General features: G+C 67.7%; 27 protein-coding genes and 2 pseudogenes. 10 read left to right on the forward strand and 19 right to left on the reverse strand.

The genetic code is table 11. From position 1 onward, the window contains the following. Positions 1-269 precede the first annotated feature (269 nt). A complete protein-coding gene (locus ABZ260_RS16150) occupies positions 270-2,054 on the forward strand; it encodes a hypothetical protein (RefSeq protein WP_355617558.1) in 1,785 nt (594 codons plus the stop codon). Positions 2,055-2,229: 175 nt separating this feature from the next. Here ABZ260_RS16150 and ABZ260_RS16155 read toward each other — a convergent pair whose 3' ends face one another. Then, positions 2,230-2,370, reverse strand: a complete 141-nt coding sequence (locus ABZ260_RS16155; RefSeq protein ID WP_350921343.1) for a hypothetical protein — start codon at positions 2,368-2,370, stop codon at positions 2,230-2,232. A gap of 25 nt (positions 2,371-2,395) precedes the next feature. Next, positions 2,396-2,452: pseudogene (locus ABZ260_RS16160) on the reverse strand (CbtB-domain containing protein); the annotation flags it as partial. Between the two features lie 119 nt (positions 2,453-2,571). On the opposite strand from ABZ260_RS16160, the gene ABZ260_RS16165 reads away from it, so the two are divergent. Further along, on the forward strand, positions 2,572-3,147 hold the full coding sequence (locus ABZ260_RS16165; RefSeq protein ID WP_355617562.1) for a histidine phosphatase family protein: 576 nt from the start codon (positions 2,572-2,574) through the stop codon (positions 3,145-3,147). Positions 3,148-3,523: 376 nt separating this feature from the next. Beyond that, a complete protein-coding gene (locus ABZ260_RS16170) occupies positions 3,524-4,198 on the forward strand; it encodes a YoaK family protein (protein ID WP_355617565.1) in 675 nt (224 codons plus the stop codon). A 122-nt stretch (positions 4,199-4,320) separates the two neighbouring features. On the opposite strand, the gene ABZ260_RS16175 is transcribed toward ABZ260_RS16170, so the two are convergent. From ABZ260_RS16175 to ABZ260_RS16185, 3 genes are all read right to left on the reverse strand, one after another. Further along, the gene (locus ABZ260_RS16175) at positions 4,321-4,899 is read right to left on the reverse strand and encodes a hypothetical protein (RefSeq protein ID WP_355617568.1); all 579 of its coding nucleotides are present in this window, start codon (positions 4,897-4,899) and stop codon (positions 4,321-4,323) included. Between the two features lie 168 nt (positions 4,900-5,067). Continuing rightward, positions 5,068-5,529: a DUF5990 family protein gene (locus tag ABZ260_RS16180; RefSeq protein ID WP_355617571.1), complete on the reverse strand. Its 462-nt coding sequence runs from the start codon at positions 5,527-5,529 to the stop codon at positions 5,068-5,070. Between the two features lie 94 nt (positions 5,530-5,623). Further along, positions 5,624-7,117: an alpha/beta fold hydrolase gene (locus ABZ260_RS16185; protein WP_355617574.1), complete on the reverse strand. Its 1,494-nt coding sequence runs from the start codon at positions 7,115-7,117 to the stop codon at positions 5,624-5,626. A gap of 454 nt (positions 7,118-7,571) precedes the next feature. Between ABZ260_RS16185 and ABZ260_RS16190 the strand changes: the two genes are divergently transcribed. Beyond that, positions 7,572-8,534 (forward strand): LysR family transcriptional regulator, encoded by a 963-nt coding sequence (locus tag ABZ260_RS16190; RefSeq protein WP_350921354.1) that lies wholly within the window; start codon positions 7,572-7,574, stop codon positions 8,532-8,534. On the opposite strand, the gene ABZ260_RS16195 is transcribed toward ABZ260_RS16190, so the two are convergent. From ABZ260_RS16195 to ABZ260_RS16220, 6 genes are all read right to left on the reverse strand, one after another. Continuing rightward, positions 8,521-9,369, reverse strand: a complete 849-nt coding sequence (locus ABZ260_RS16195) for an alpha/beta fold hydrolase (protein WP_350957226.1) — start codon at positions 9,367-9,369, stop codon at positions 8,521-8,523. The two genes, ABZ260_RS16190 and ABZ260_RS16195, sit on opposite strands and share 14 nt — an antisense overlap. 121 nt (positions 9,370-9,490) lie before the next feature. Continuing rightward, on the reverse strand, positions 9,491-10,279 hold the full coding sequence (locus ABZ260_RS16200; RefSeq protein ID WP_350957228.1) for an ATP-binding cassette domain-containing protein: 789 nt from the start codon (positions 10,277-10,279) through the stop codon (positions 9,491-9,493). Next, entirely contained in the window at positions 10,276-11,310 is a 1,035-nt protein-coding gene (locus tag ABZ260_RS16205; RefSeq protein WP_350957230.1) for an ABC transporter ATP-binding protein, read from the reverse strand. Before ABZ260_RS16205 ends, ABZ260_RS16200 begins: the two co-directional genes overlap by 4 nt. Then, the gene (locus ABZ260_RS16210; protein ID WP_355617581.1) at positions 11,303-12,289 is read right to left on the reverse strand and encodes an ABC transporter permease; all 987 of its coding nucleotides are present in this window, start codon (positions 12,287-12,289) and stop codon (positions 11,303-11,305) included. The genes ABZ260_RS16205 and ABZ260_RS16210 overlap by 8 nt, the downstream gene beginning before the upstream one ends. Next, positions 12,286-13,215 (reverse strand): ABC transporter permease, encoded by a 930-nt coding sequence (locus ABZ260_RS16215; RefSeq protein ID WP_355617584.1) that lies wholly within the window; start codon positions 13,213-13,215, stop codon positions 12,286-12,288. Before ABZ260_RS16215 ends, ABZ260_RS16210 begins: the two co-directional genes overlap by 4 nt. Further along, positions 13,202-14,905, reverse strand: coding sequence for an ABC transporter substrate-binding protein (locus ABZ260_RS16220; protein ID WP_355617587.1), 1,704 nt, complete (start codon positions 14,903-14,905; stop codon positions 13,202-13,204). Before ABZ260_RS16220 ends, ABZ260_RS16215 begins: the two co-directional genes overlap by 14 nt. Before the next feature lie 388 nt (positions 14,906-15,293). On the opposite strand from ABZ260_RS16220, the gene ABZ260_RS16225 reads away from it, so the two are divergent. Beyond that, a complete protein-coding gene (locus tag ABZ260_RS16225; protein WP_355617590.1) occupies positions 15,294-15,683 on the forward strand; it encodes a hypothetical protein in 390 nt (129 codons plus the stop codon). Between the two features lie 149 nt (positions 15,684-15,832). Here the strand turns inward: ABZ260_RS16225 and ABZ260_RS16230 are convergent, their stop codons facing one another. Further along, the gene (locus tag ABZ260_RS16230) at positions 15,833-17,164 is read right to left on the reverse strand and encodes a S8 family serine peptidase (RefSeq protein WP_355617593.1); all 1,332 of its coding nucleotides are present in this window, start codon (positions 17,162-17,164) and stop codon (positions 15,833-15,835) included. A gap of 40 nt (positions 17,165-17,204) precedes the next feature. On the opposite strand from ABZ260_RS16230, the gene ABZ260_RS16235 reads away from it, so the two are divergent. Further along, the gene (locus ABZ260_RS16235; RefSeq protein WP_355617596.1) at positions 17,205-18,005 is read left to right on the forward strand and encodes a class I SAM-dependent methyltransferase; all 801 of its coding nucleotides are present in this window, start codon (positions 17,205-17,207) and stop codon (positions 18,003-18,005) included. Here ABZ260_RS16235 and ABZ260_RS16240 read toward each other — a convergent pair. Beyond that, positions 17,913-18,239, reverse strand: coding sequence for a polysaccharide biosynthesis C-terminal domain-containing protein (locus ABZ260_RS16240; protein ID WP_355617623.1), 327 nt, complete (start codon positions 18,237-18,239; stop codon positions 17,913-17,915). The two genes, ABZ260_RS16235 and ABZ260_RS16240, sit on opposite strands and share 93 nt — an antisense overlap. A gap of 387 nt (positions 18,240-18,626) precedes the next feature. Between ABZ260_RS16240 and ABZ260_RS16245 the strand changes: the two genes are divergently transcribed. After that, positions 18,627-19,427 (forward strand): class I SAM-dependent methyltransferase, encoded by an 801-nt coding sequence (locus tag ABZ260_RS16245; RefSeq protein WP_355617599.1) that lies wholly within the window; start codon positions 18,627-18,629, stop codon positions 19,425-19,427. A 39-nt stretch (positions 19,428-19,466) separates the two neighbouring features. Here the strand turns inward: ABZ260_RS16245 and ABZ260_RS16250 are convergent, their stop codons facing one another. The 3 genes from ABZ260_RS16250 to lgt form a co-directional block, all read right to left on the reverse strand. Beyond that, positions 19,467-19,694 (reverse strand): hypothetical protein, encoded by a 228-nt coding sequence (locus ABZ260_RS16250; protein ID WP_355560391.1) that lies wholly within the window; start codon positions 19,692-19,694, stop codon positions 19,467-19,469. Between the two features lie 292 nt (positions 19,695-19,986). Next, on the reverse strand, positions 19,987-20,199 hold the full coding sequence (locus ABZ260_RS16255) for a hypothetical protein (RefSeq protein ID WP_355617602.1): 213 nt from the start codon (positions 20,197-20,199) through the stop codon (positions 19,987-19,989). A 525-nt stretch (positions 20,200-20,724) separates the two neighbouring features. Beyond that, positions 20,725-21,585 (reverse strand): prolipoprotein diacylglyceryl transferase, encoded by an 861-nt coding sequence (lgt, locus tag ABZ260_RS16260; protein WP_355617605.1) that lies wholly within the window; start codon positions 21,583-21,585, stop codon positions 20,725-20,727. A gap of 546 nt (positions 21,586-22,131) precedes the next feature. Here lgt and ABZ260_RS16265 point away from each other — a divergent pair. Beyond that, on the forward strand, positions 22,132-22,644 hold the full coding sequence (locus tag ABZ260_RS16265; protein WP_355617608.1) for a hypothetical protein: 513 nt from the start codon (positions 22,132-22,134) through the stop codon (positions 22,642-22,644). A gap of 433 nt (positions 22,645-23,077) precedes the next feature. On the opposite strand, the gene ABZ260_RS16270 is transcribed toward ABZ260_RS16265, so the two are convergent. Next, entirely contained in the window at positions 23,078-23,524 is a 447-nt protein-coding gene (locus ABZ260_RS16270) for a hypothetical protein (protein WP_355617611.1), read from the reverse strand. A gap of 719 nt (positions 23,525-24,243) precedes the next feature. Here ABZ260_RS16270 and ABZ260_RS16275 point away from each other — a divergent pair. Next, a pseudogene (locus ABZ260_RS16275) lies at positions 24,244-24,744 on the forward strand (DUF4326 domain-containing protein); the annotation flags it as partial. On the opposite strand, the gene ABZ260_RS16280 reads toward ABZ260_RS16275, so the two are convergent. Next, a complete protein-coding gene (locus ABZ260_RS16280; RefSeq protein ID WP_355617614.1) occupies positions 24,632-24,952 on the reverse strand; it encodes a GYD domain-containing protein in 321 nt (106 codons plus the stop codon). The pseudogene ABZ260_RS16275 and the gene ABZ260_RS16280 sit on opposite strands and share 113 nt — an antisense overlap. A gap of 212 nt (positions 24,953-25,164) precedes the next feature. On the opposite strand from ABZ260_RS16280, the gene ABZ260_RS16285 reads away from it, so the two are divergent. Further along, entirely contained in the window at positions 25,165-25,878 is a 714-nt protein-coding gene (locus ABZ260_RS16285; protein ID WP_355617617.1) for a hypothetical protein, read from the forward strand. Between the two features lie 412 nt (positions 25,879-26,290). On the opposite strand, the gene ABZ260_RS16290 is transcribed toward ABZ260_RS16285, so the two are convergent. Further along, positions 26,291-26,873, reverse strand: a 583-nt coding sequence (locus ABZ260_RS16290; protein WP_355617620.1) for a restriction endonuclease, incomplete at its 5' end; no start/stop codon positions are given.

Genomic DNA, 26,873 nt, shown 5'->3' on the forward strand with positions numbered 1-26,873 from the left:
GGCCGTGCGTCCGGCCTCTCGACAGGAATGCTCCCCCGCACCTCTTTCCTCCCGGTTCGAGAAGCCCTATGACAGAGCGGGGGGCAAGGGTAAGGCGACGCCGTAGCGCAAGGCGGCGTTGACCGGATAGAAATACGTCAACCCTTCATTTAAGACTTGACGTAAGCATGGCGGCACTGAGAGAGCGCTCTCTCGGTGCCTCGGCGTCGTCATGCCGCCCGTGCTCGATAGGCAGGTCGATGAGAACAGCCCGCGACCAGGATGTGCGTGTGACCTCGCGTACACGCAGAGGCATCTCCCTAATCCGTCTCCTCGCGCTGGCCGCCTCGGCGGCGGCGCTCGCCGCCACCGGCCTGGTGTCCGTGGCGGGCCCCGCCGCCGCGCGCCCGGGCGGGGAGCCGGACTTCGGGCCCAACGTCTTCGTGTACGACCCGTCGACGCCCGCCCCCCAGATCCAGGCCAAGCTCGACGAGATCTTCACCCGGCAGGAGAACAACGAGATGGGCACGGACCGCTACGCCGTGCTCTTCAAGCCCGGCCGCTACGACGTCAACGCGAAGCTCGGCTACTACACGACCGTCGCCGGCCTCGGCCAGTCGCCGGACGACGTCGACATCCACGGCGCGGTACGGGTCGTCGGCCAGCCCGATCCGACCTCGGCGGCGGGCATCTCCGCGCTCACCAACTTCTGGCGCTCCGCCGAGAACCTGTCCGTGACGCCGACCGACTGGTCGAACCAGTGGGCGGTGTCGCAGGCGTCACCGATGCGACGGGTCCACATTCGCGGCACCCTCTGGCTGGAGCCGGGGAACGGCGGATTCTCCAGCGGCGGGTACATCGCCGACTCGAAGGTCGACGGGGTCACGATCAACGGCTCGCAGCAGCAGTGGCTGACGCGCGACAGCGTGCTCGGCGACGTCTGGACCAACGGGGTCTGGAACCAGGTGTTCTCCGGCGTGGTGGGTGCTCCCGAGGGAGGCTTCCCCAACCCGCCCTACACGACGCTGCCCACCAGTCCGGTGACGCGCGAGAAGCCCTTCCTGTACGTCGACGGCTCGGGCGCCTACCGGGTCTTCGTCCCGGCCCTGCGCCGCGGCACCTCGGGCACGACGTGGGCCGACGGCCGGCAGCAGGGCTCGTCGCTGCCGATCCGTGACTTCTTCATCGCCAAGCCGACCGACAGCGCGCGGAAGATCAACCAGGAGCTGTCGCGCGGCAGGCACCTGCTGCTCACCCCGGGCGTCTACCACCTCGACCGGGCTCTGCGCGTCAAGCACAAGGACACCGTGGTGCTCGGTCTCGGCATGCCGAGCCTGGCCCCCGGCACCGGTGACGCGGCACTGCGCGTCGAGGACGTCGACGGCGTCCGGATCGCGGGTGTGCTCGTCGACGCCGGGCGGCGCGAGTCCGACACGCTCGTCGAGGTCGGCGACCGCAACAGCCACCGGGACCACTCCAGGAACCCGATCTCGCTGCAGGACGTCTTCTTCCGCATCGGCGGACCGTGGGTGGGCAGGGCGAAGACGAGCCTCGTGGTCAACAGCGACGACACGATCATCGACAACATCTGGGCCTGGCGCGGCGACCACGGCAACGGGATCGGCTGGACCCAGAACACGGCGGACACGGGCGTCGTGGTCAACGGCGACGACGTGACGGCGTACGGCCTGTTCGTCGAGCACTACCAGAAGTACCAGACGATCTGGAACGGGGAGAGGGGCCGGACGATCTTCTACCAGAGCGAGCTTCCCTACGACCCGCCGAGCCAGGCGGCCTGGACCAGCCCGACCGGTAAGGGCTGGGCGTCGTACAAGGTCGGCCGCGGGGTGCGGACCCACGAGGCGTGGGGCCTGGGCGTCTACTCCTACTTCAACCAGGGAGTGGACATCCGCACGGACCGGGCGATCGAGGTGCCCAAGACCCGGGATGTTCGCTTCCACAACATGGTCACGGTCTTCCTCAACGGCAGCGGCGGTATCGAACGGACCATCAACGAGGCGGGCACCCCCGTCGTGGGCTCCTACGGAACGAGCAACGTGGTCAGCTACCCCTGACCCGATCCGGCCGGTGAACGGCGCCGCCCAAGGAGGGCCGTGGTGCGCGGGCCTCCTTGGGCGGTGTCCAACGGACGTGTTCCCGCACCGGCGGGGGCACGTCCCGCTCCGGCCCGCGCAGCAGCGACGGGAACGACGCCTGGACCGGCAGTGGCCTCGGGGCTCCGAATACAGGTCAGCCGGTGTCGGCTGTCGCTGTCGCCCGGTTGTTTCGTGGCCGGGCGATCAGGCTGCGTTCCGTTAGGGCGCCGAACACCAGTCCGAGGGCGGCCGATACGAGCCCGACGAGCATTACGCGCAGCAGCAGTGCGCGCATCGTCATAGCACGTCCCGTCTGCTGGTCAGTGACAGGGGAAGCCGAGGAGATGTCGGCCGTCGTGGACGAACTCGTGGACGAATCGCCGTCATAGTCAGGTTGATGACAACGTACGATGCGGGTCCGGTTCCGTCCGTGGGCCGGAAGGAAACCAAAGGCATCCACAGACGCCATCCCCCGCTCACCATCCGGAGCCGCCACGTGACGATCCGTTTGATCTTGGTCTGTCATGGTCCCACCGTCGCGCTCTCCCGGGCGTTCTTCCCGGCCGACGAGCCGCTCACCGAACGAGGCGGACACGCGGCAGGGCACGGGTGGGAGTCCGCGGCGACGGCCTGGTGCAGCCCCGCCGCCGCGGCCAGGGAGACCGCGGCGGCGCTCGGACTGGACCCGTCGATCGAGCCCGCGCTGCGCGACTGCGACAACGGGCGCTGGCGCGGCCGCGGGCTCGCCGAGGTTCAGGCCGCCGAACCCGAGGCGATCCAGGACTGGCTCACCGATCCCGCCGCCAGACCGCACGGCGGGGAGTCGATCGTGGATCTGATCGAGCGGACCGGCGACTGGCTGGCGGGCCTGTGGCGGGATTCCTTCCACGGTCGCGCGGTCGCGGTGACGCACGCCGCGGTCATCCGGGCCGCGCTGGTGAACGTGCTCGCCGCGCCTCCCGCCTCGTTCTGGCGCGTCGACGTCCCGCCGCTGGCCCGGGTTCAGCTCACCGCCCACCACGGCCGCTGGCAGCTGCGCACGACCGGGCCTGACGGGCCGCCGCCGGCCTGACGGAGAGCCACGACCTCAAGCACGTCGGGCGGCGCGGTGATGAGAGTTCCCTCCCTGCGCCTCGGCATCAAAAACTCATGAGAAAAGCCCATATGGCCGTATATTGCTTTTCGGGGGCACTCGAAAATGCTTGTCAAAATGCGGCGAGCCCGGGTTTCGGTACGGCCATCCTCCTCCACCTCTGGTGAAGAGTGTCTGCTCAGAGGCATCTGACGCGGGTATCTGTAACGAGAGGTTCGACTATGCCGTCCAGGGGAGGTCACACCCGGCCGCGGGTGGGCACCGTGACAGGGATCGCCGACGCCTCGGGCCCGGCCCCTTCGACGCGTGGCCTCGGAGTCCACGGACTCACCACCGGGCTGATCCGCCATCCGCCGTGCCAGAGGTGAAGAACGACCGGCCATCCGACGCGCCGCTGGCCGGTCTGACCGTCATCAGCGGACTCGTGGACGCGATCAGCTACGTGGGCATCGGCCAGGTGTTCATGGCGAACATGACCGGAAACCTGCTCATTCTCGGCTTCGCCGCGGGTGACCCGTCCAAGTTCCCGCTCGTCGCGACGGCCATCGCCGTCGTGGGCTTCTTCCTCGGGGCCGGGCTGGCCGGGCGGCTGGTCGAGAGGGTTCCGAACGTCCGCCGCAGGCTGATCCTCGCCATGGCCATGGAGACCAGCCTGTTCGGCATCACCACGGTGGGCTCGTTCCTCCTGCCCACCACCCAGGCCGGCCGCTACCCGCTGATCGTCGTCCTGGGAGTCGCCATGGGCGGACGGAACACCGTCGTGCGCCGTCTCGGGATTCCCGACATCAGTACGACCGTGGTGACCGGCACGTTGGCCAATCTGGCGGCCGATTCGGTGCTCGGCACCGGCAGGCACACGCGTGCCCGCCGTCGCGCCGGGGAGATCGTCGCGCTCGTCCTCGGTGCCTGGGCCGGCGTCCTGCTGCTGCGGAACTTCGGGTTCAACGCCACACTGGTGGTGCTGACCGTCCTGATGGCCCTGACAACCGTCCTCTACATCTGGCGCACGTCACCGGCGCGCGCCCGCTGACCTGTTACCGGTCGCGGAAGCAGAGCAGCTGGAAGGAGCGCGGCGGGGGATCCGTTTGGTGAGACGGAAAGGGCCGCCGTGCCATGCCCGCGCTCCTACCCCGACGCGGGACGGCTTCACGATCAGCTCTCAAATTTGACGTCAACGACGAAGTTCACCTCGGTGGTGCCGAGCGAGCCGGTGACCAGCCAGCAGCCTGGATGGGGGAAACCCACGGTGCTTGCCTGAAAGCCGCGTGTCCCGTAGCCGGATGAGAGTTCCTCCGTCACGGTCTCGCCGGTCCGGAGAGAGGTGGCCCCCAGTTTCAACCGGCCGTCGAACGCTCGCCACCATCCCATCTTCAGATGGTGTTTGCCGTCCGGCCAGCGGACGGCGCGCGAGTCGGAGGTAGGCAACGCCACCCACAGGCCGCCACCGCCGTAGAGGCCGTCGTTTCCGGAGTTCCAGCGAATCGCCTCGGGAGGTGGCGGGGCGGGGCGGTCGGCGGGTCTGGTGACCGGGCACGGCAGGTCTTTTCGCAGAGTGCCCGGCTGCGGCCCGATCCTGGTCGGCGCGAGTGTCGGCCCGGGTGTCGGTCCGGTGGACGCCGACTCCGTGGGTGGTCTCCGTACGTCCGAGGCGCAGGCGGACGCCGCGGCGGCAACGATGATGATGCCAAGCAGCGGGATCAACGCTCTCAGGTCACCTCTGGTGCAGGTCATGGCGGACTCCTGGGGGCCGGGGGAGAACAGGGCTGTGCGTCATTGATACGTACGAGCGCGATGTCACGATCCCGCGAGGTGGCCGACGGGAGGCTGTGACCTGGTCACCCGGACCCGAGTGGAGGGCCGGCACGGAGCCGCATGATGCTCTGCGGCCGCGGCGGGAGATCAATGTGCTTGCCCGGCGATCCATTCGACGAGCGGTGGCCTGACCGCGGCACACAGCGGCTGGTTCTTGGCATCGGTGAGGCGAAGACGGGCCAGCAGCAGCCCGGAGCGCGTGGCGGCCTTGGCGGTGGCCGGGTCGACGGCGTCGAGCATCAGCTTGGCTCGCCGGAACAGGGTGAAGGTGCCGGCCTCCGCCACGGTGCCCCATGACAGGTAGATGAACCGGCCTTCGGGGCGGCCCTGGATATGGGGACCTTTGAGGTCGATGCCGGACGGGGTGGTGGTCGCGGTGCACTCCAGCGTCCAGGTCGCCGACGCGGCGTCGCCGGGCTGCGGGTCGAGCAGCTCTTCTCGCTGGTTTCGGCGTTGGACCGCGACGTGGATGTCGGTGTAGCCGGGGAAGCCAGGGGCGGTGGCGCAGGTGCGGCCTGGCAGGTCGAAGGCCTCGATCCGGATCTGCATGGGATCATCTTCCCGCAAAAGGCCGGGGCCGTCAGCGGCGGTGGCGTGTGGCGGTCCCGGCTGGATGCGGGCATCTTTTCTGCCGTGGCATCGACTACCGGGGCGAGCAGCGAGTGCCTGCGGGGGGCAACGTCAGCTTCGTCAGATACCGGTCGGCGTATCCCGTCACGCACGGGTCCTTCGCCCGCAGGTAGACGACGTGAACGGGGCCGTCATAGCGGACGGCGACCGAGCCTGGGATCCTGCTCACCAGGAGCTCGGTGACCGGAAAGTCACGATCGCCGCCGAGTCCCAGTACCGAAGGCAGTCCGGCCGGCAAGGGGCGCGGCGGGTTCACCAGCCGGTGCCGCCAACCGGAGCAGGCCAGGGCCTCCAGCCCGGTGCCCACCCCGCCGCCGAAGTCGCGGGAGATCCGCTCGCTGTAACGGCGGTCGCTGACGAGCGCCTCGTACCCCAGTCTGACCAGGCCGTCCGGGCACCGGGTCGCCGCCGCGCCCGGCGAGCTCCAGCTCGCGGAGAGGCCCAGGATCTGCTCGCCGAACCAGGCGAAGTCGCCCTTACTCGCCTTGAGCAGCGCGCCGGCGAACTCCGGTGACCTCTCCGGAACGGGGAGGACCAGCCGGGCCAGCGCCTTGAGGTGCAAATCGGTCAGTCTGATCTCACCCAGCCGGGCGGAGGCATACGTGACGGGCCTGCGGCCGGTGCTCTTGATCAGCTCGCGCCAGAGCTTACGCACGTTCCGCCCCCGCAGGGCGCACGCGTCGTCACCGGCACACCAGGTGGTGAAGCGCTTGAACGCCGCCTCAGTGGTGCGCAGTTGCACGCGTTCCATACCGCGCCAGCCCACCGTCGCGTCGGGCGTGCTGTCGAAAACCACTGCTCGGACGTGCCCAGGGTAAAGCCGCGCGTACGCGGCGGCCGGAACCCCGCCGTAGGAGAAGGCCAGCATGTTGAGCCTGTCCTGGCCGAGGGCGATGCGGATCGCCTCCATGTCCCTGGCCACCGAGTCCGAGTCCAGGTGGTCGGCCAGACCAGTCGTGTCGTCCTGGCGGCACCGATCGACCAGGCGTTCCAGGGCGGCAGCCTGGGCCTCGTACGCGGCGCGGTCACGCGGGTCGTTGAGTGGCAGCCCGGGAACCCCGCACGAGGGTGGCAGATAGCGCCCTGCCGCGCTGGTGCGCGGGTTGTAGCCGACGACATCAAAGTGCCGGCGCAACTTCGTGAACGACTCCGGGGCCGAGGAAAGGACGCCTTGGATCCCCGGACCGCCGTCGGACACGACGAGAACGCTGCCGAGGCGGAGCGACGGCTCGGTGGCGGGCAGCCGAGCGAGGTCCAGCTTGATCGTGGCCTTACCCGGCGTGGACCGGTCCACCGGCACCTCGATCGCGGTGCATTCCATCTCCGCCGGGCCCTGGCCGGAAGGGCAGGCACTCCAGGTGAGGGCCGGGGCGGCCTGGGCCGCTACCGGCAGTACAGCCAGGCCCAGGAGCGCGGACAGGGCCGACAGGGCAACCGGCAAGGTCTTCACCCGATATGCGGAGCGGACCGGAACCGGTCTGACCGGCCGTTTCGTTCGGTTCGTCATGCGCTCACGGTAGAGATCACGACTGGCCCGGTGACATGGCCGAGGCGCCCCAAAACAAGGTGAGGCACACCCCACTTTCGCACGTGCGCCCAGCCCCACTGGAACCCCGAGGCTGTGGCAGAAGAACGGCAAGCTCAAGGGCAAGCAGCCCAAGCCGCCCGAGCCGGCGCCGCTACGCCGAGGTATCCCTGGCGGACCTCGCCACCGAGCTCTGCTCGGCCGTGCAGGCCGCTTCGAGCTGGCCGAGCAGCGCGGTGATCTGGTGACCCATGGCCTGCTCGACCAGGTCAGGCGATCGGCCAGCGCCGCGATCGGCCCCGGCCCGCCCGCCCCGGCCCTTCGATCCGTTCGGCCAGGCCGAGCGCCGCGCGTCCGGAAGCGCCCGCTAGCATCGGGGTCCCCTGGTCCCGCCTCGCGGATGCCCCCACCGCGGCCGACTCGCGACGGAGCCCGCGTGCCCACGATCGACCCCCGACGTCTCCTTGTCCTCCGTGCCTTCGTGCTGTCCGACTCGGTCACCGCGACCGCGGCGGCGCTGCACCTGACGCCGTCCGCGGTGTCGCAGCAGCTCGCGGCGCTCGAGCGCGAGGTCGGCCACGCGCTCGTCGTACGCACGGGGCGCAAGCTGGCGCTCACGCCGGCCGGGCGTATCCTCGCCGGGCACGCCGAGGAGATCAACTCCCGGCTGAAGATCGCCGAGGCCGACCTGGCCGCGCACGCGGGCGGTGTCCTCGGGCAGCTCCGGATCGGCGCCTTCCCCACGGCGATCAGCTGGTTGGTGGCACCCGCCATCGTCGAGCTGCGCCGCCAGGCGCCGGGCGTCGACGTCACGGTCGTCGACGCGGAGGCGCACATGAGCCACCGGATGCTGATGCGCGGCGATATCGACGTGACCGTCAGCCTGGAGTACGAGTCCGACCCCGAGCGCGACTCCCCCGACATCGTGAAGTTCCCGCTCTACATCGAGCGGTTCAAGGCCGTCCTCCCCCACGCGCACCCGCTGGCCGGTGAGGAGGGCATCGGGCTCACCCAGCTCACCGAGGAGGGCTGGATCATGCCCTCGCCCGGTAACCCGTGCCGCACGATGGTGCTGCAGGCGTGCGCCGAGCTCGGCTTCCACCCGCCGATCACCCACGTCTCGGACGACTACCGCGCCGCGCTGGCGCTGGTCGCCGCCGAGGCGGGGATCTGCCTGGTGCCGGAGTCCGCGCTCTCCGCCCGCGACGCCGACTGGGTGACGATCCTGCCGACGCGCGGCATCGCGCCGCTGCGCAAGGTGATCATGACGACGCGGCGCGACAACCAGGGCCACCCCGTCGTACGTGCGGGGCTGGAGGCGATGCGGGCCGCTGTCGCCCAGCCGGACTCGGAGATCTACGGCCCGCTCGCGCGGTCCGACACCTTCAGCGTCGAGTGACGGCTCCGGCCGACGGCGCGTTCTCGCGGAGGAAGGCGTCGACGTGCCGGTGGTACTCGTCCGGCTTGTCGCGGCGCACGCAGTGGTGGGCGCCCTCGATCACGACGACGTCGAAGCCGGGCGCGACGGCCGTGAGGCGCTCACGGGAGTGCTTGTCGACGATGACGTCGCCGGTGCCGGTGACGAGCAGCGCCGGTACGCCGGCCGGGCCGACCGTGATCTGCCGCGCGGTCGGCGTCCAGATCCGGCGCCTCTCGTGGACCCGCTGCTCCATGTAGTCGATGTCGACGGCCTTCATCGCCTCGGCGAGTGGGCGCAGCTCCTGCTCCGCCCAGTGGGGCTTGAGCTCGCGCTGCATGTCCATGAGCTCCTCGACCGACGCCGTGTCGGCGTAGTCGAAGGGGTCCTTGGTGGTCTGCTCGACGCTGAGCCACGGGTTGGGACCGGCCTCCGGCACCCACCACGGCGGGTCCTCGAGCACGACGCCGGCCACGAGGTGCGGGGCGTCGGCGGCGACGAAGGCGGCGATCCGCGCGCCCATCGAGTGCCCGACGACGAGCGTCTTGCGCCCGGTCTCGTCGAGCATGTCCTTGAGGATGTCGATCGCGTCCTGCACCATCACGTCGGTGGACGGAACGCCCTCGTGCTCGGGCAGGCGGCTGGGCGACTTCCCATGGCCCCGGGCGTCCGGCGCCACGATGTGGTAGTCGCCGCACCAGCGGTCGACGGCGTCGCCGTAGCACGCGCCGGACTCCACGGCGCCGTGCAGGATGAGGATGGCGGGCGCATCTGCTGCGTCCCGCCCGTACTCTCGGACGAACAGGTCGGTTCCCACGTGTCCTCATTCAGTACTCTGTCGCGCCGGCCTCCGGCCGGCACACGACGGGGTGGTCGTTCGGTGAGTCATGGTCATGATCGTGGCACGCCTGGTCGGCGTCGCGCAACGCTCCCGCAGGTCAGGCTGGCAGCTCCGCCTCCGGTGTCGCCTCGACCAGCGCGCGCGTGCAGGGGTGCTGCGGGGAGCGGAAGATCTCGTCGGACGGGCCGGTCTCGACGATGCGGCCGCGCTGCATGACGGCGACGCGGTCGCTGTAGAGCCGGATCACCGCCAGGTCGTGGCTGACGTGGAGGAACGAGATCCCCTGGTCGCGCTGCAGGTCGGCCAGCAGGTTGAGGATCTGGGCACGCACCGACACGTCGAGCGCCGAGGTCGGCTCGTCCGCGATGATCAGGTCCGGCTTGAGGGCGAGCGCGCGCGCCACGGCGACGCGCTGGAGCTGCCCGCCGGACGCCTCGTGCGGGTAGCGCCCCAGGTAGTCGGCGCCGAGGCCGACCGACTCCAGCAGCGCGACCAGCTCGGCGGTCGACGTCGTCTCGCCGTGCGCACGGAAGACGTTCTCCAGCGTCTGCCGCACGGTCTGCAGCGGGTTCAGCGACGCCAACGGGTCCTGGAAGACCATGGCGACGTTGCGCCGCAGCCGCCGCAGTCCTCGCCGACTGAGGCGGGCGACGTCCTGCCCGTCCGTACGGACGGTGCCGGACGTCGGCACCACCAGGCCGTTGGCCATCCGTGCCAGCGTGGACTTGCCCGAGCCGGACTCGCCGACCAGGCCGAGCGCCTCGCCCCGCTCGACGTGGAGCGAGACGCCGTCGACGGCGAGGAAACCCTTGCGCCCGCGGCCGAAGCCACCGGCGGTGCGGTAGCGCTTGCTGACGTCGGTCATCTCCAGGATCGGCTCGCTCACCGGGCGACCTCCTGCGGTGCGGGGAGACGATCGAGGTGGCAGGCCGCAAGGTGCAGGCCGCCGCCCTCGCTGGTCGGGCGGACGGTGGGCAGCGGTGTCTCGACGACACAGCGCTCGCCGACCTGGTCCGCGAGGCCGCAGCGCGGCGCGAAGGCGCAACCCGGTCCGGCGTCGCGCAGCGACGTGGGCGCGCCGGGGATGGCGCGGAGCCGGGTCCGCTCCCCTCCAGTGTCGAGTCGGGCGTCCAGCCGCGGCGTGGCCGCGCGGAGACCGGCGGTGTACGGGTGGGCGGGCTGCTCGAAGATGTCGCGGAGGCTGCCGTACTCGGCCTGGCGGCCGGCGTACAGCACGAGGACGTCGTCCGCCGCGCTCCCCACCACTCCGAAGTCGTGGCTGATCAGGAGCATCGCCATGCCGTACTCCTGCTGGAGCTCGCGGAGCAGGGCCAGGATCTGCGCCTGCACCGTCACGTCGAGCGCGGTGGTCGGCTCGTCGGCGATGAGGAGCGCCGGCCGGTTCACCAGGGCCATCGCGATCACCGCGCGTTGCCGCATGCCGCCGGAGAACTCGTGCGGGAAGCGGCATACGGCGTCCGCGGGCTCGGGGATGCCGACCCGGTCGAGCATCTCGACCGCACGGGCCCGCGCAGCGCGGCGGGTGACCGACGGGTTGTGCAGGCGGACCGCCTGGGCGATGTGCGCGCCGATGTCGAGGTACGGGCTGAGCGCGGACATCGAGTCCTGGAACACCATGGCCACGTCGGAGCCGCGGGCCCGGCGCAGCTCGCGCTCGTCGGCGGAGAGCATCTCCCGGCCGGCGACGACGATCCGGCCCCGGGCGCTCGCCCCGCGCGGCAGCAGTCGCATGATCGCCCGGCCGGTGATCGTCTTGCCCGACCCCGACTCGCCGACCACGGCGAGCGTGCGGCCGCCGTCCAGCCTCACGGAGAGGTCTCGGACGACATCGGCGGTGACGCCGCCGCTGGTGAACGAGACGCACAGGTCCTCGACCTGGAGTACGGGGTCAGGCACGGCGGATCCTCGGATCGAGAAGCGGCATCAGCAGGTCGGCGATCAGGTTGCCGACGATGATGAGGAAGGCGGAGAAGAGCGTCACCCCGACGACGATGCTCAGGTCGGACTCGTTCACGCCGGACAGCAGCAGGTCGCCGAGCCCGTGCAGGCTGAACACCTTCTCCGCGATCACCGACCCGCCCAGGAGCGCGGTGACGTCGAGCGCGAACATCGCCACGACCGGCACCATCACGCCGCGGACGGCGTGCCGGTTCACCTGCCGGGTCGACGCGCCGCGCGCGGTCATCGCGACGAGGTGGTCGGCCGAGAGCTCGTTGAGGAGCTGGGTGCGGGTGACCCGGATGTAGCCGGCGGCGAGGATGAACGACAGCACCATCCACGGGCCGATCAGGTGCCAGGCCCAGTCCGCCGGTGACTCCGAGAACGACACGAAGCCGGAGTACGGCAGCGCGTTGAGCATGAAGCCGAAGACCTGGACGACGAGCAGGCCGACGAGGAAGGTCGGCACCGACAGCCCGAACATCGCGAAGCCGGTCGAGAACCGGTCGACGATCCCGCCCTTGCGTATCGCCGACAACGCGCCGAGGCCGATGCCCACGACGAGGCACAGGACGGCCGCGCCGACCGCGAGCGACAACGTGACGGGCAGCCGCTCGACGATGAGCGTCGTGACGTCGCTGCGGTTCGGGAATGAGTAGCCGAAGCAGGGCGCGTGGCAGTGCACCTGCTGGGCGCCCTCGCCGTATGTACGGCCGACGAAGAGACCCTTCACGAACTCGGTGTACTGCCACACCGCGCTCTGGTCGGTCTGCATGTAGGCGCTGACCTTGGCCCGGGTCTCGGGCGGGCACGGCTTGCCGCACATGGCGCGGGCCGGGTCCTTCGAGGCCCCGAAGAAGAGGGCTATCGTCACGAAGGCGATCGCGAGGAGCATGAACACCGCGGTGACCATGCGGCGGGCGATGTAGACGATCATGCAGCATCCTCCGTGCGCACGTCGAGGACGTCGCGGAGCGCGTCACCGGCGAGCGTGGCGCCGAATACGATCAGGAACACCACGGCGCCCGGGAAGAGCATGTACCAGACGTCCGCACCGCTGTAGATCCACGGCAGCGAGTCCGAGAGCAGCTTGCCGAGGTCGGGGACGTCGCCACGCAGGCCGACGCCGAGGAACGACAGTCCCGCGACGACGCTGACGTTGCCGGGCAGCGACATCGCGAACAGGACGACGACCAGGCCGAAGAGGTGCGGCAGCATCTCTCGGCGGATGATCTGCCAGGGCGAAGCCCCGGTCGCGCGCGCCGCCTCGACGAAGGCGCGGGCGTTGATGGCGCCGGCCTGGGCGCCGATGATCCGGGCCGGGACGGTCCAGCCGAAGAAGGCCAGTACCAGCACGAGGACCAGGCCCCGCGGCATCTCCGGCGGCACGATCGCCATGATCGCGATGACGAACATCAGGCCCGGGAAGCCGAACATGAAGTCGATCACCCGCCCCGCGACGGCGTTGAGCCAGCCGCCGAAGTACCCGATCGCCGTACCGAGGACGGCGGCGAAGGCGATCGACAGGATGCTCGCCCCGAACGCGATGAACAGCGACGAGCGGATGCCGTAGACGATCTGGGCGAACAGGTCGACGCCCGTCACCGGGACGACGCCGAGCCAGTGGTCGGCGCTGACGCCACCGAAGGCGCCCAGCGGACGGCCGCCGTCCGGGTCGAGCAGGTCGGGGTGGAAGGTGCTCGGGTCCTGTCCCTCGATCCGCACGAGCAGCGGGGCGCAGAGCCCCGCGACGAGCGGCACGACCAGCATGACCAGGCCGGCGACGCCGGACCGCTTCCGGAGGAAGCGGCCGAGGGCCGGCGTACCCCGGCCCTCCGCCTGCTGGATCTCAGCGATCGACACCGACGACCAGCTCATTCGCGAACGGCGGGTAGGCGGGGATGAAGTAGTTCAGGATCTTCGAACCGGCCAGGGCCTGCGTGCGCTGCACGAGGATCGGCACGACCGGGGCCTCCTCCATGATCTGCTTGTCGATCGCGGCCCACATCTCGGCGGCCTTGTCGAGGTCCGGCTCCGCGCTCGCGGCGTCGATCGCGGCGTCCACCTCGGGGTTGGAGAACTTCGAGGCGTTGCCGCCACCGTTGTCGATCTCGCTCGACGCGAACAGCGGCTGGATGGTGCTCATGCCGCTCGGGAAGTCCGCTCCCCAGCCGTTCGTCGTCATGTCGTAGTCGCCGTCGGCGGACGAGATGAGCTCGTACCAGGTGTCGCCGTCGAGGCCCTTGAGCTCGACCTTGACGCCGACCCGCGCCAGCGAGTTCTTGATGCTCTGGGCTTCCTTCTCCTCGATCGCACTCACGTCGGCCGGGTAGGTCAGCGTGAGCTTCAGGTCGGAGACGCCGGCGTCGGCGAGCAGCTCCTTCGCCTTGTCGACGTTGCCGGTGTCACCGCCGTCGTACAGGTTGTACTCGGTGTGGCCGGGGATGCCGGGCGTCATGATGGTCGAGGTGATCTGGCCGCCGAACTTCGGGCCGCCGTACACGCTCTGCACCTCGGCCTTGTTGATCGCGTAGTTGATCGCCTGCCGCACGCGGACGTCGGAGAGGCCCGGGCGCTTGACGTTCATGGCGAGGTAGCGGAAGTAGCCCGACGGGCTGTTGGCCATGCGGTCGGAGATCGACGGGTCGGACTCGATCCGCTGGAACTGCGACGGCGAGATGAGCGCGTTGCTGATCGCGGTCTTGTCCTCGCCCTTGTCGTCGATGAGGCGCTGCACGATCGTGTCGTTGTTCAGGCCCATGTCGAGGACGATCTTGTCCGGGCCGGCGAACCGTGCCTGGTCGGTGTCGGCCTTCCAGTTCGGGTTGCGGTCCAGCACCGCCTGGGAGCCCTTGCGGAAGCTCGTCACCTGGTACGGGCCGCTGGCGACCGGGTGCTCGCCGTACGTCTCCGGCTCGGTGTCGGCCGCAGCTGGCACCGGCGCGAAGGCCGGCATGCTGACGATCCACGGCCAGTTGCCGAACGGACGCGTCAGGTGGAAGACGATCTTGTGGTCGTCGACGACCTCGATGGAGTCGAGCTCCTTGCCGTCGTACGGGCCGTCGTAGTCGGTGCCGCCGACCAGCAGCGTCTTGTGGTAGCCGAGGCCACCCTGGAACATCGGCGCGAACGACCGCTCGACGCCGTACTTCACGTCCTGCGCGGTGATCGGGCTGCCGTCGGAGAACTTCAGGCCCTCCTGCAGCGTGAAGGTCCACGTCTTGCCGCCGTCGTCCGTCGTACCGGTGTCGGTGGCGAGGTCCGGCACGAGGATCGTGTCCTTGTCCGGAAGCGTCCGCCATGACGTCAGCCCGCGGTGCACCCACCGCAGCCGGCTGGTCGGCACCATCTGCGCGTTGGCGGTCTCGAAGGACTCGGTCGCGCGCCGCGAGAGGTAGTGCAGGGTCCCGCCCTGGGGCACGGACTCGAGCGCCGTCGTGTTCTTGCCCTTCGTCGGCTCGGTGGACTGCGAGTTCGCGTTGCAGCCCGCCATCACGAGGGCCAGGACGAGCGCGAGCCCTGCGGGCACCACTCTCCGGGATCGATTCGCCATAGATCGCGCTTCCTGTGAGGCGGTCCCGATCGGTCGGGTCCGCTGCTTGAATCTCAGGAAGGGAGTCTGTTGGCGGGCGAGAGCGCGCGTCCATCGAGGAGTTTTGCAGGGAACCTTTCAGAAAATCTTACAGATCGCGGAGATCTGCGCGCGCGGCGTCTATGATAACCCGGCCTTCTCGCGGGGCCGATGAACAGCCACGATGCGGTCCAGGCTCTCTGTCAGATGATGGAGCCGATCACTCACAGCTACTTTGCCCCTGGTGGCGTCGACCCGAGTGGAGGGCCTTCGAGAAGCGATGCGGCAGCGCATATGTTTGTGGACGACCGTCGCCGACGAAAGCGTGGAGATCGTGGCGGAAGATGGCGTCCCCCCTGCCCGTGGCAGTGTGACCACTGCCTGGATCGGCCTGGCTCTGGCCGCGGCGTCTCTGCTGAACTACCTCGTCTGGCTGGGGTGGGACCGGGAACGGGTCGTCGAGCCGGACGGGAGTCTCAGCGGCCCCTATGAGCCGTGGCAGGTGGTCGGCCTGGTGGTCTGCCTGGGAATCCTCGCCGTCCTGGCCGGCAGGCTCGGCCTCCCGAAGATCGGCACGATCAGTGTCGCGGGCGTGATGTGGCTGTGCTGGTCGATCGACGCCGCGATGTCGGACGACAGCGGTCTGTGGGCCGTGGGCGCGGTGATGTTGCTGCCCGCCGCCCTTCTCGGTGTCGGGCTGGTCGCGTTCCTCGCGGCTTCCCGCAAAGCCACGGGTCGGGAAACCCGGCCCGACGAGTGACCAACGCGTGCCGGGCCGTCGGCACTCGCCGGTGCGGGTTTCTGGTCGACGGCTCCGGCGCCGTGACGCGGCCGGAGTCTCCGTATAGGTCTGCCGGTGGCCCGGTCGCTCGGCCGTACGGTCTGTGAGCCCCGGCTCTCCGTATCCGTTCATTCGCGCGGTGACGGTGGAGGAGACGGTGGCAGGCCCTGCCATGGGGGCGGACCCGTCGGCGGTGGAACCGGTCGTCCGGAAGGCTGCGCGTATGGTGGAGGTCGCTGATACCCCTGGTGGGGATGGTACGGCCCCGGTGGGTGCGGCGGTGCGTGTGGCTGGGATGGCGCCCCGTATGGTGGGTGCGGTGGTCCGGCCATGCTTGCCCGCCGCCAGCGGCGGTTGCGGATTATGAGGACGATGACGACGACCAGGATCAGCACCATGACGGCCACCTGGATGGCGGCACCGACGGGATCGGTGACGGTGACCTGGATAAAGGGTTCGTCGTCGGCCTCGCTCCGGGAGGGCTGGGGAGTCGGGGTGGGAGAGGCGGGGGGCGTGCCGAGCGGGTTGGCGTCGACCTGCCGTGTTCTGGCGGTCAGGGCCCGCACCGGATCGACGACACCGTAGCCGGAGAATATGTCGCGCCCCTTGTCGTCGCGGTCCTTCGCAGTGCGGATCAGCCGGTTGACCACGTTGTTCGCGTCGAGGTCGGGGTACTTCGCGCGCACCAGGGCGGCCACCCCCGACACGATCGCCGCCGCGTTGCCCGTGGTATCGCTGACGAGGTAACCACTGTTCGACATCCGCAGGGGCGCGGGATGGATGATTCTCACGGCGGGAGCCGCGAGCGCCAGCTCACGGCCGGTTATGGAACTGGACCAGGCGCTTCCGGTTCTGGTCGTACCGGCGACGGCGATCACACCGGGGATCGAGGCGGGGCACTGGACACCGACACCGTATTTGCGGTCACCCGACGGCGCGACGACCACGACGTCCTTGCGGAGCGCGTAGCGGACCGCTTCGTACTCCTCCTGAGAGCAGTGGTTCAAGGACACCGAGATGTTGATCACGTTTGCGCCGTTGTCGGCGGCCCACCGGATGGCTTGGTCGAGGGTGTCGGAGGTGGGTGACCTGCCGAGGTTGACGGGCAGGATCCTGGCATCGGGCGCGATGCCGAGCGAACGCATGTCGTTGCCGCCGGGGCCGACGATGAGCCCGGCGACTCCGGTGTCGTGGCCATACTCACCGGTGTCCTCCCGGCCGTCGGCCGCCGCGGCCTTGTCGTAGGAGCGCCCCCGAAGAACGCGTCCCTTGAGGTCGGGGTGGTCGGCGTCGACGCCGCTGCTGAGGAGGGCCACCACCACCCCTCTGCCCCTGGACAACCGGTGCGCCTGCTCGACCCGCAGGGTGTCCAGGTGCCAGGCCAGCCCGCGAACGGTGTCGGCTCGCGCGGGGGTGGCGAGCGCACCGGGGACGACGCAGGAAAAGAGGACTGTCGCCACGGCCACACCGGCTCGAATCAGCCGTCGCGAGGCCTTCGATATGTACATACGGCTTCCCCGGCTCGGGAGTTCTGCGGCTTGGGATGTTTCTCAGCCTGCCGTACTTGATCATGACCTGGCAACCGATGCCGGTGGCGGCCAGGATTCTCACCGCGACTTCGACGCCGAGGCGGTGGAGTCCGCTTCGCGGCTGCGGCACGCCTTCGCCCCTGACGCCTCCTGGACGATCGAGCAGGGGTCGATCCTGGACGGCGACCACCTCGCGCGGCTGGGGGCCTTCGACGTGGTCTACATCTGGGGAGTCCTGCACCACACCGGGGACATGTGGCAGGCCTTCGACAACGCCGTCGAACTCGTCGCCCCCGGCGGACTGCTGTTCGTCGCGCTCTACAACGACCAGGGCTGGGAAAGCCGGATCTGGACAGTGGTGAAGCGACGCTACAACCGATCGGGACCGGTGACCCGGGGCGCTCTGATCGCCGGCAGCTCGGCCTATATCCACCGGGCCTGGCCCCTGTTCCAAATCGGGCGGCTGCTCACCGGGCGGCCCCGTCCCGCGGCCGCCCGGCCGCGGGGCATGTCGCGCTGGCACGACATGCTCGACTGGGTGGGTGGCTACCCGTTCGAGGTCTCCAAGCCCGAGCAGGTCCTCGCCCGCGCACGTACGCACGATCTCAGCCTCCTGCGGCTCGGGACATGCGGGGGCGGACTCGGCTGCAACCAGTATCTGCTCCGGCGGCCGGGTGGGTCAGCCGCCGTGCAGGAGCCCGCGGATTCGATGGACGATCTCGCGTATCTCAGCGGCAGCCGGGATCAAGCATCGCAGGGGCACTCCCGTTGAGCGCACGAACCAGCCTGTCTGGGCGGCAGCGAGCGCGGTATAGGCGGCCGTGGAGGCCAGAGCACACCCCGTGACGCCCATCCCGGGGATCAGTAGGACGTTCAGGGCGAGGTTCGTCAGCAGTGCCGCGCCGTACATCAGCGAGGCGAGCAACGGCAGGTCGAGCCGGAGCAGATAGGCCACGGCCGGGCGCGCCGCCGCGGCGGCCGCGACGCCCGGTGCGAGCACCAGCATCGGCACGGCGCACCCCGCGAAAGCCTGGCCGGCGGCCGCGATGACCAGAAACGGTCCCGACCGTCTCAGGACGATCTCTCAGGTCAGATCGCCTGCCGGAACCGTACGTAACAGCCTTCCGTTACACGCCGGACTCAAAGAGCTCGCATCCGGTGTGGATCGCGTCGACCCCTGCCGTGAGAGATCACCCTGCCGGCAGGTCCCGCCTTCGACCGCGCGGAGAGATCGACGATCGGCAGACGGCGGTGTCCCGGTTCCGGGGCCAGGCAGTCAGGCCTGTCCGCCCGATGCGGGCATACGAACGAACACGCTGGATGAAGCGGCCTGATCACCGGCTTGCTCTTGGAATCAGATGCTGATCTGCGGGGGGCGGGTTAGCCTTCGAGCATGGCCAAGAGCGATAGGGAAAGGTTGCGCGAGACCTTCACCGAGGACGCCGAACTGTACGACCGGGCTCGTCCGGGCTATCCGGCCGAGCTGTTCGACGATCTGGCCGATCTGGCCGGGGCCCGTGCAGGATGCCGGGTGTTGGAGATCGGTTGTGGCACGGGGCAGGCCACCGTGCCGCTGGCCGAGCGGGGATGTCAGATCATCGCGGTGGAGCTCGGTGCGTCGATGGCCGCCGTCGCCCGCCGCAATCTGGCGCGTTTCCCGCTGGTCGCCGTCGAGAACTCGGCATTCGAGGATTGGCCGCTGCCGCGACAGCCGTTCGACGTCGTGGTCTCGGCGACGGCGTTTCACTGGATCGACCCGGCGGTGCGGGTGGAGAAGGCGGCCGACGCCCTGCGTGTCGGGGGTGCGCTGGCCACGATCAGCACGCATCATGTCGCCGGTGGCAGCCGGGACTTCTTCCGTGAGGCGCAGGACTGTTATGAGCGCTTCGACCCGTCGACCCCGCCGGGGCTGCGCCTGCACGCCTCAGCGGAGATCCCCGCTGACAGCGCGGAGCTGGACCGGTCGGCACGGTTCGGGCCGACCGTCTTCCGCCGCTACGAATGGGAGCTGTCCTACTCGACCGCGCGGTATCTGGACGTGCTGCGCACCTACTCCGGTCATCGGGCGCTGGAGAGTGGAGCGCGGGCTGATCTCCTGAGCTGTATCGGGTCTCTGATCGACGAGCGTCACGGTGGCCGGATCAGCAAGCGCTATCTGACCGAGTTACGAGTCGCGCATCGTCGTACATGCTGAAAAGCGCGTGCTGTGTGCTTCCCCTGCGGCGCGGCGGGCTCAGAGTTTGTACAGCTTCTTGAACGGTGCCGTGACGCGTTCCTGTCGCGATCCGAAATCGACGACCACGGCGATCTCGTCCTCTACACCGGTGACGACGCCAAGACCATATCGATCATGGGTCACCCGGTCGTTCACACTGAACCGCTCGACAGGCGGGGCCGGGGGCGGGGGTTTGAAGGGACTTGTGGGCAGGTGACGACGGGGTACGCCGTTGGCTGGCTTCATCCTCTCCAGTATGCGCCGCCGGTGAGAACGCTCGCGACGGAGGATCGACAGGCTCCGCCAGAATGATCAAGTACCGGGTGGGGATGTGCGGCGAGCGGGGGACGGGAATCGAACCCGCGCTGTCGGCTTGGGAATCGCATGGATGCGGCCATCGCGTCCTCCGTCGTCGGCTGCTCCGCCGTCGGCGGGGACGCCGTAGACGGGCGACCGGGCGGCGGTGCCGTCTCGCGGTGACGGCCTCGTTCTGGAGGGGAACGAGGCCGTCGGCATTTCCAGACCTGTGCGGTTACTCCTAGAGGATGCCGATGTTGCCGTAGTCGAGGAGCATCCCGATTCCGTTCCCGAGTCCGATCCCGTTTCCGGTCCCGTTCCCGAGTCCGATCCCGAGGCCGTCCCACGGGTCGGAGGGGGAGGCCGTCGCGTGAGCCGGACCGGCGGCTAGCGCGGGCGCGGCCAGGACGGCGCCGAGAGTGATCAGCCCAGCGGCGATCGTGGTGCGGTTCATCGCGGTCTTCTCCTTTGGGCGAGGGTGGCCCGCCTGCCGCGGGCCACCTCTCCGTTGCTGTGCGCACTCATACGACTACCTGGAGAGAGCCGGTTCAACTTGGGACGACATCCGGACAGCCGTTGGAGTTCGGGGCACTCCCGCAGCTGTCCGGCCTGAGCCGCGAAGGGAAGGGGCTTCCTCTATGTATCGAACGCGCGTTCCCGTTCGGGTCGCCTCTCCGGGGAGAAACCGGTCCGACACCGGAGGGTGCGGGTGGTCCGGCCGGTGGTGCCGTTAGCCGCCCATCTCGTCCCGGCGGCCGGAAGACCTGGTGGCCCAACTTTTTTTGGGTACGGCCGGTTCCGGTGCTCGGCCGGGGCCGCACCGGTTCACCACCGAACCACGGGGGGAGACGGCGAATTCCAGGCCCGGGAACCGGCGCGCCGGCCTGGCCGTCGCCGGCCTGCCGTACCAGGCCATCAGGATGAAAAAGCCTCAGTGACGGCAAGGCCCGCCGTATCCAGGTGGCGCCATCGCGTGGGGTCACTTCACCTCGGCGGGAAGCCGTTCATCGCCCAGAGACTCCTTGGACCTCTTGTTTCGGGTCAGGTAGACATAGGCCATCGCGCCCAGGAACAGAGCGATCGACGTCCACTGGTTCAGCCGCATCCCGAGGATCTCGTTGGCCGGGTCGACGCGCAGGCCCTCGATCCAGAACCGGCCCGCGGTATAGCCCGCCACATACAAGGCGAAGAGCTGGCCGTGCCGCAGCGCGAAGCGACCGCCGATCCAGATCAGTGCCAGCGCAAGGCCCAGGCTCCACAGCGACTCGTAGAGGAACGTGGGGTGATAGGTGGTGACGCCCGGCACGGTCCCCGGACGGCCCGCATCGATCTCCAACCCCCAGGGCAGGTCGGTCGGGCCGCCGAACAGCTCCTGGTTGAAATAGTTGCACCACCGGCCGACGGCCTGGCCGATGGCGACGGCCGGGGCCACGGTGTCGGCGACCGCGCTCAAGGCGATGCCCCGGCGGCGGCAAGCGATCCACACGCCCACCCCGCCCAGGGCGACGGCGCCCCAGACACCCAGGCCGCGCCAGCCCGGTCCGGAGTCGCTCCAGATCAGGATCGCGTCGATCGGCCGGTGGGGGGCATCAGGTCCGAAGTACAGCTGCCAGTCGGTGATGACGTGGTACAGCCGCGCACCCACGATGCCGAACGGGACCCCCCACGTCGCCAGGTCCAGCATGGTTCCCGGCGTCCCACCGCGATTCCGCCAGCGGAGCTCGGCGATGACGACGGCCACCACGACACCGAGAATGATGCAGATCGTGTAACCACGGATGGGCAACGGCCCCAAATACCAGACCCCTTCGGAGGGACTGGGAATGCTGGCAAACGACATGGCAGGCAATCTAGTGCAGCCCGCCGCGATCACACATCCCACCGAAGTCCATATTTCGCATGCCTTCACCGCCCTGGCGGCAGGCGTACGACGAGTGATTCTGTTCATCGCCTCGAAGACCACGGCTGCAGGTCAGATGGTAGGACGCCTGGGACTCGAACCCAGAACCTACGGATTAAAAGATCGACTTTGCACTGTTCTGGATCGTTCAATGCAGGTCAGAGGGCACGCGCGGTCCGTCCTGAACGGTTCTGAACGACCCTGTATTGCAACCCGAAGTGCAACCTCGCTGTCGGTGGGCCAGGGCTGAGGAACGAAGCCCCCGACCCCGAACGGAGACCAACCATCATCAGGCGATCGTACGGGCGATATTGGTCCAGTGCCGCATCACGGGTTCAAAGGATGTAGAAGTCACTCGATCGGAGGGGATGAACTTCTGGCACTGAAGGCGCACTCCTTGTGCATCGACGGTCAGTGCGAGGTCGCCAACCGGCGAATAGAGGGCGCTCTAGCACCATGAATGATCGATGGCGGGATACTGGCCCCGTGGAATTACCCGCGGAACTCAAGGAGCGTCTGGCCGAGCTTAGGGGCGAACTCCTTTGGGGTCGGCTTTCTGGGACCGTGCTGGATGCGGGGTGGCTGGCCTGTGAGCTCATCGAAGCCGGTTTGGATACGCCTGCGGTCTGGGAGCTCGCAGGCCAGGTGTTGTCCATCGGGCCGATGACCGAAGTTGAGCCGCTGGTCCGTCAGGTGATGGCGGAGGGTGGCTTCCCGGCCATCGATCTGCAGCGCACGGCGTGGGCAGTGGTTCGGGATATAGCGGCGGGCGTGGCCGATGGCACACTGCCCATCGGCGCGGGTTCGGACTTCCTGATCTCTGAGCTCAGGGACGAATGCGATGATCCCGAGGAAATCTTCTGGCTGATGATGCTTATCGATGACTGGGAAGCCGTCTGTGAAACCCCGCCGACTGACGATGAGCTCCGAGAGCAAGCAGGAAAGATCGCCGATGTTGCAAGAGATCGGCTTGGCGCGAAGGCTGATCAGGAACGTTAGAGCGTGGGATCACATCGCCAATAAAGGCCTCGGATCACTCCGGGACCCTTGGGTGTGTTCTGTGACCGACGTCATCTCGCGATAGGTCAAAATTCGGGCGTCGACCTGCGGAACCGCGGCCGACTTCATCCCGTGCATATCTTGCGACTGGTGACAAGCAGCGGCTCTCGGTAGCTTGTGGCTGCACGTGTGATGGAAGTCGTACCGTGAAAAAGACCAAGTTCAGGGCGCATCTGGACTGGTGTAGGGAGTGCCCCCTGAGGGATTCGAATCTGCGACCGCCGGATTAGAAGTGGAGCGCTGCTTATCGGCTTGGCGGCACGTTGACCTGCTGGTAAATCAGGTGATCTTCATTGGAGAGGGGAGGTCAATCCGCACATGTTCCGGATCTCGAAAAGCGCTTTTCGTGAGATCAACGGCAGGTGGCCTCCGTTCAAGGTCGGCGGAAGTACAGGCCGATGCCGGTCCACCTCATCACGAACCACCATTTGATGCTCTGTAGTCTCTGTCGCCTGCTCAACCAAGCGGGTAGACGGGGATGCGGGACGAAGATCCACACGTCGGCGACGATGCTGCCCGCATGTTCGCGAACCACAGGGTCCAAGTCGTGCAGAAGCGGCCGGAGAGTCTCCAGCGTCACGTCATCGATCTCACCGGTACGGCGGACCATGTGCGACACGGCGGTCAACCCCTGGCAGCGAAGCTGCCGTTCGCTGAAGGCGATGGCTCTGCGAGCCCGGGGAGCGATGACCTCGGCATCGTCATGACACAGGGACAACCCGATCACGGACACCCCGACCAGAGGATCGCCTCGATCAAAGGCGGCGTCGACCTGGTCGGCACACCCCTTCGGGTCATGCTGAATGCTTCCCCAATCCACCCGGTCTCCCAATTATGCGATCTTCGCCCGCATCCATTCGTTTGAAGGCACTGTCCAGATGCAGCCGCACGGTTGGAGCGACCGGTTTTCCGGCACCAAGAGGGTTCGTCGTCCTCTGCGCTCGATCATCTCATTAGGGGCCAACTCCATCTGAGCACCCATGATCGCGAGTCTGCATCCCTTACGTCTCCGGAGTTCAAGCGTCTCACCCGGATGCCAATCTCCCGAACGCCAGTGACCGGTGATCCTGACGTTCGCCCCCAGCCCCGTGTCCATCCGCATCGCCCGAAAGTGAAACGGCCCACCTTGCCTGCGGGAGGTGACGCGGTACCACTCTCCGCATACCCGCTCGTCGGGCCGTAGTGGAGCATGAACTGTTCGGTCTACCTCGCGCTGGGCCACGTCCACACCGTAGGTATGCAAACCGGGCAGGTCGCGCCTGTCTGGTAGCGAGCCGTACCGAAGGATGAAGCGCGCATCGTCGACCGCCCTAAACCGCGTACGGAGACCAGCCGACATCGGGCGATTGTAAGGGCGACACAAATCGCCGACGATTTTACAGCGGATCAAGGTTCAACCGAGCAACATCCTCCGAGCTGCGCGTACGGTTCCCGCCTCTTACCCGACACCTAAGATCATCCCGCACATATCCTGGATCTTGGTTTTGGCTGAGACCCGAAGAGCCGAAGCGCATCTAGAGGCGGTGCACAAGAGGCTGGCGTATGCCCGAGGGTGCCGTATACGTTGGCCGGCCGACCAAGTGGGACAACCCGTTCCGATGGAGCGACTACCGGCCCATCGTCCATGACTGGGAGGGTGAGCCGGTCTTCCGATCTGTGGCTGTCCGCCGCCGACACGCAGTCACCGACTTCCGGACCGCAGTCGCGTATGGCGCCGGTTTACCCGACTACCCAAGCAAAGACGAGATCCGGCGCGATCCCGATGGCAAGGGCCTGGCCTGCTGGTGTCCGCTCCCCGAGCCGGGAGAGATCGACTGGTGCCATGCACGAGTCCTGCTGGAGATCGCGAACGGAGACGACGACGCCCGACCCCATCCCGGCAGCAGTCGCACAAGCCGCAGTCCAGTCGCTCGCAATCACCCGGCTGTCACGCGCCAGGAGCCTGGTATGCCACCTCCATCCGCGCGGCATCGTCGATCTCCTCTGGCGTCAGCAGGACAGCCGTCTTCGTTCGTACCGCCCCAGAGGCCGATATTGTGAGACCCACAGCGGCCGAAGCCGCATTGCTCGGCAGGTCGACGATCACATACGTGTCTGTCTCGCCGAACGCGAAATACATCTGCTCGACCCGCCCGCCGACGCTTTCCGCCATGCGCTCCACCGCTTGCCGGCGTCCGGTGCCGCCATCTTGCAACACTCCTTTGAGGCCATCTGCGGTGTAGGTCGCCTGAATCAGGTACTTGGGCATGGTCGAGTCCCCCTTCTCGTGCCGCCACCCTGCGCTGGGGCGGCCATTGCGGTCACGAGGTCGAAGTTCTCAACTTAGAGTGACGGTAATCCCACCCGCTGTACTGATTTTCCCCTGTCGCAGCCTTACGCTGCGAAGCTCGCAGTGCACCCTGCTCAATCAGCAGAGTCGGCCGTCTTCACGAAGCCGGTCAGGCGATTTAGTCTCTGGGCGTGGTCGAAAAGCGCGACAAGCGAAGGAACATTCCAGCCCCCATACAGGCGGCGCTCTGGGCGCTTAGTAACGGACGATGCTATGCCCCGAATTGCCCCTTTCCGGTGATTTTCGAAGTCAGGCCTGGCGTCTACAAGAAGAACGCCCAGATCGCTCACATCTACGGTGTGCAACCTGGATCCGCACGTCATCGCCCCTGCCGTACTCCCGAAGAGGAGCAGGAAAGGGACTCCTTTCGCAATCTAATACTTCTATGCCTGGCGCATCATGCGGAGGTTGATGACAAGAAGACGGGCGCGGATCTCTACCCGCCCGAGCTCCTGTTTGAATGGAAACGCAAGCATGAAGGAGAGCACGGCAAACACCTTGCTCTCATCAGGAACCCTATGACCGACGACCTGATCGAAGCCTTGCTAGTAGAGGCATTCGAGCCGCCCGTAACTCGCCTTGAGCGCATCGCTGAGCAGCTGGAACGGACGGGCAGCCTCAATATAGATGCCTTGCAGGAGTTGAGGCAGATCATCTCAGTGATGAACGACGCCCCAGTAGGGGTCGACAATCTCACAGCGAGTCGCCTCGCCTATGCGGCGGAAGTGTTCGACGGAAACAACCTCAGCAGAACTGCGGCGTCCTTATCGTACGCAGCAGAGACGCTCCCCGGCGTCCTACGCTCCCTTGATGACAAGCTCCGGAGGCTTGGCGGCATGATGTAGGCAAGAAGCTGAGTCGGCTCGTCCACCCACCACATATGGGCGTTTTGCCTGCTCCTGGCGCCCGTCCTGGCACCGTGGCGTATGTCCACTTCGGGGGATGACAGGTCAAAGCCAGGTAGACAGCGCTCGAGATATCTTCCGGCAGTGCCTGCAGCGGTTTTACAGGACGTGACCTTTTCCGTCTACTCGCAGCTTCTGATCTGCAGCGCAGTCCCCTCTTGTCTCTCCAGCCGGCAAGATCATTGCACGTATATTGCGCAAGCCCCGCACAGTTCCCCTGGGGGGCTGCACTCAGTGGTCCATGACTTCAACAAGATCTTCTCGGTAGAGAAATTGCAACATGTACAGGATGATCGTCGCGCCTTTTGCGACTCAAGCCGATTTCAGCCAGTCCCTCCTACGCGATGGTGCATCAATCGACGAGGCCGAACTCTGCGAGCACGGCAGGCCATTTCCTGAGCAGCGCCTCCAGTTCATTTGACGACCATAGGAAGATAGCGGGGCGCTTGGCCGAAGCATTGTGACTTTCCACCCACCGAACCGCTTCTTGAGTAAACGATCCAGTGGTCGCAACGATCAAGCTACGAATCGGCTCACCCTCCCAGAGTGGGAGCTTGGCATGAACTAGATCAGCAATTTCTGAAGCGTTAACACCTCGACTTAACCAGTGCTTCGCCTGAACGATGGTGCGCTCCTGCCGGTCAGCCAATAACCCATCGTTTGTGACACGGTATGCCTCGATGTCGCGCCCGGCATCGGCGGCATTAACATTCATGAGCCGAGCGATACGCACGTATGATCCGGATTGCTCCAAGAGTCGTGTCAGTAAGCGTTCCAAGCCGTCAGCATCGAGCCGATCCCAATGCACACGAGATGGAACCGGAGCGGTGGTCGCGTTGGCTAAGCGCCTATCCAGAAGTTCTGCGCGTAACCGGGCGTGAGATCGCCGGGGCGTGAGGGCGTTGACACGGGCCTCGCCGGGGGTTGGATCGAGG

Origin of the sequence: Streptosporangium sp. NPDC006013, from assembly GCF_040614275.1 — a bacterium.
Taxonomy (GTDB): Bacteria; Actinomycetota; Actinomycetes; order Streptosporangiales; family Streptosporangiaceae; genus Streptosporangium.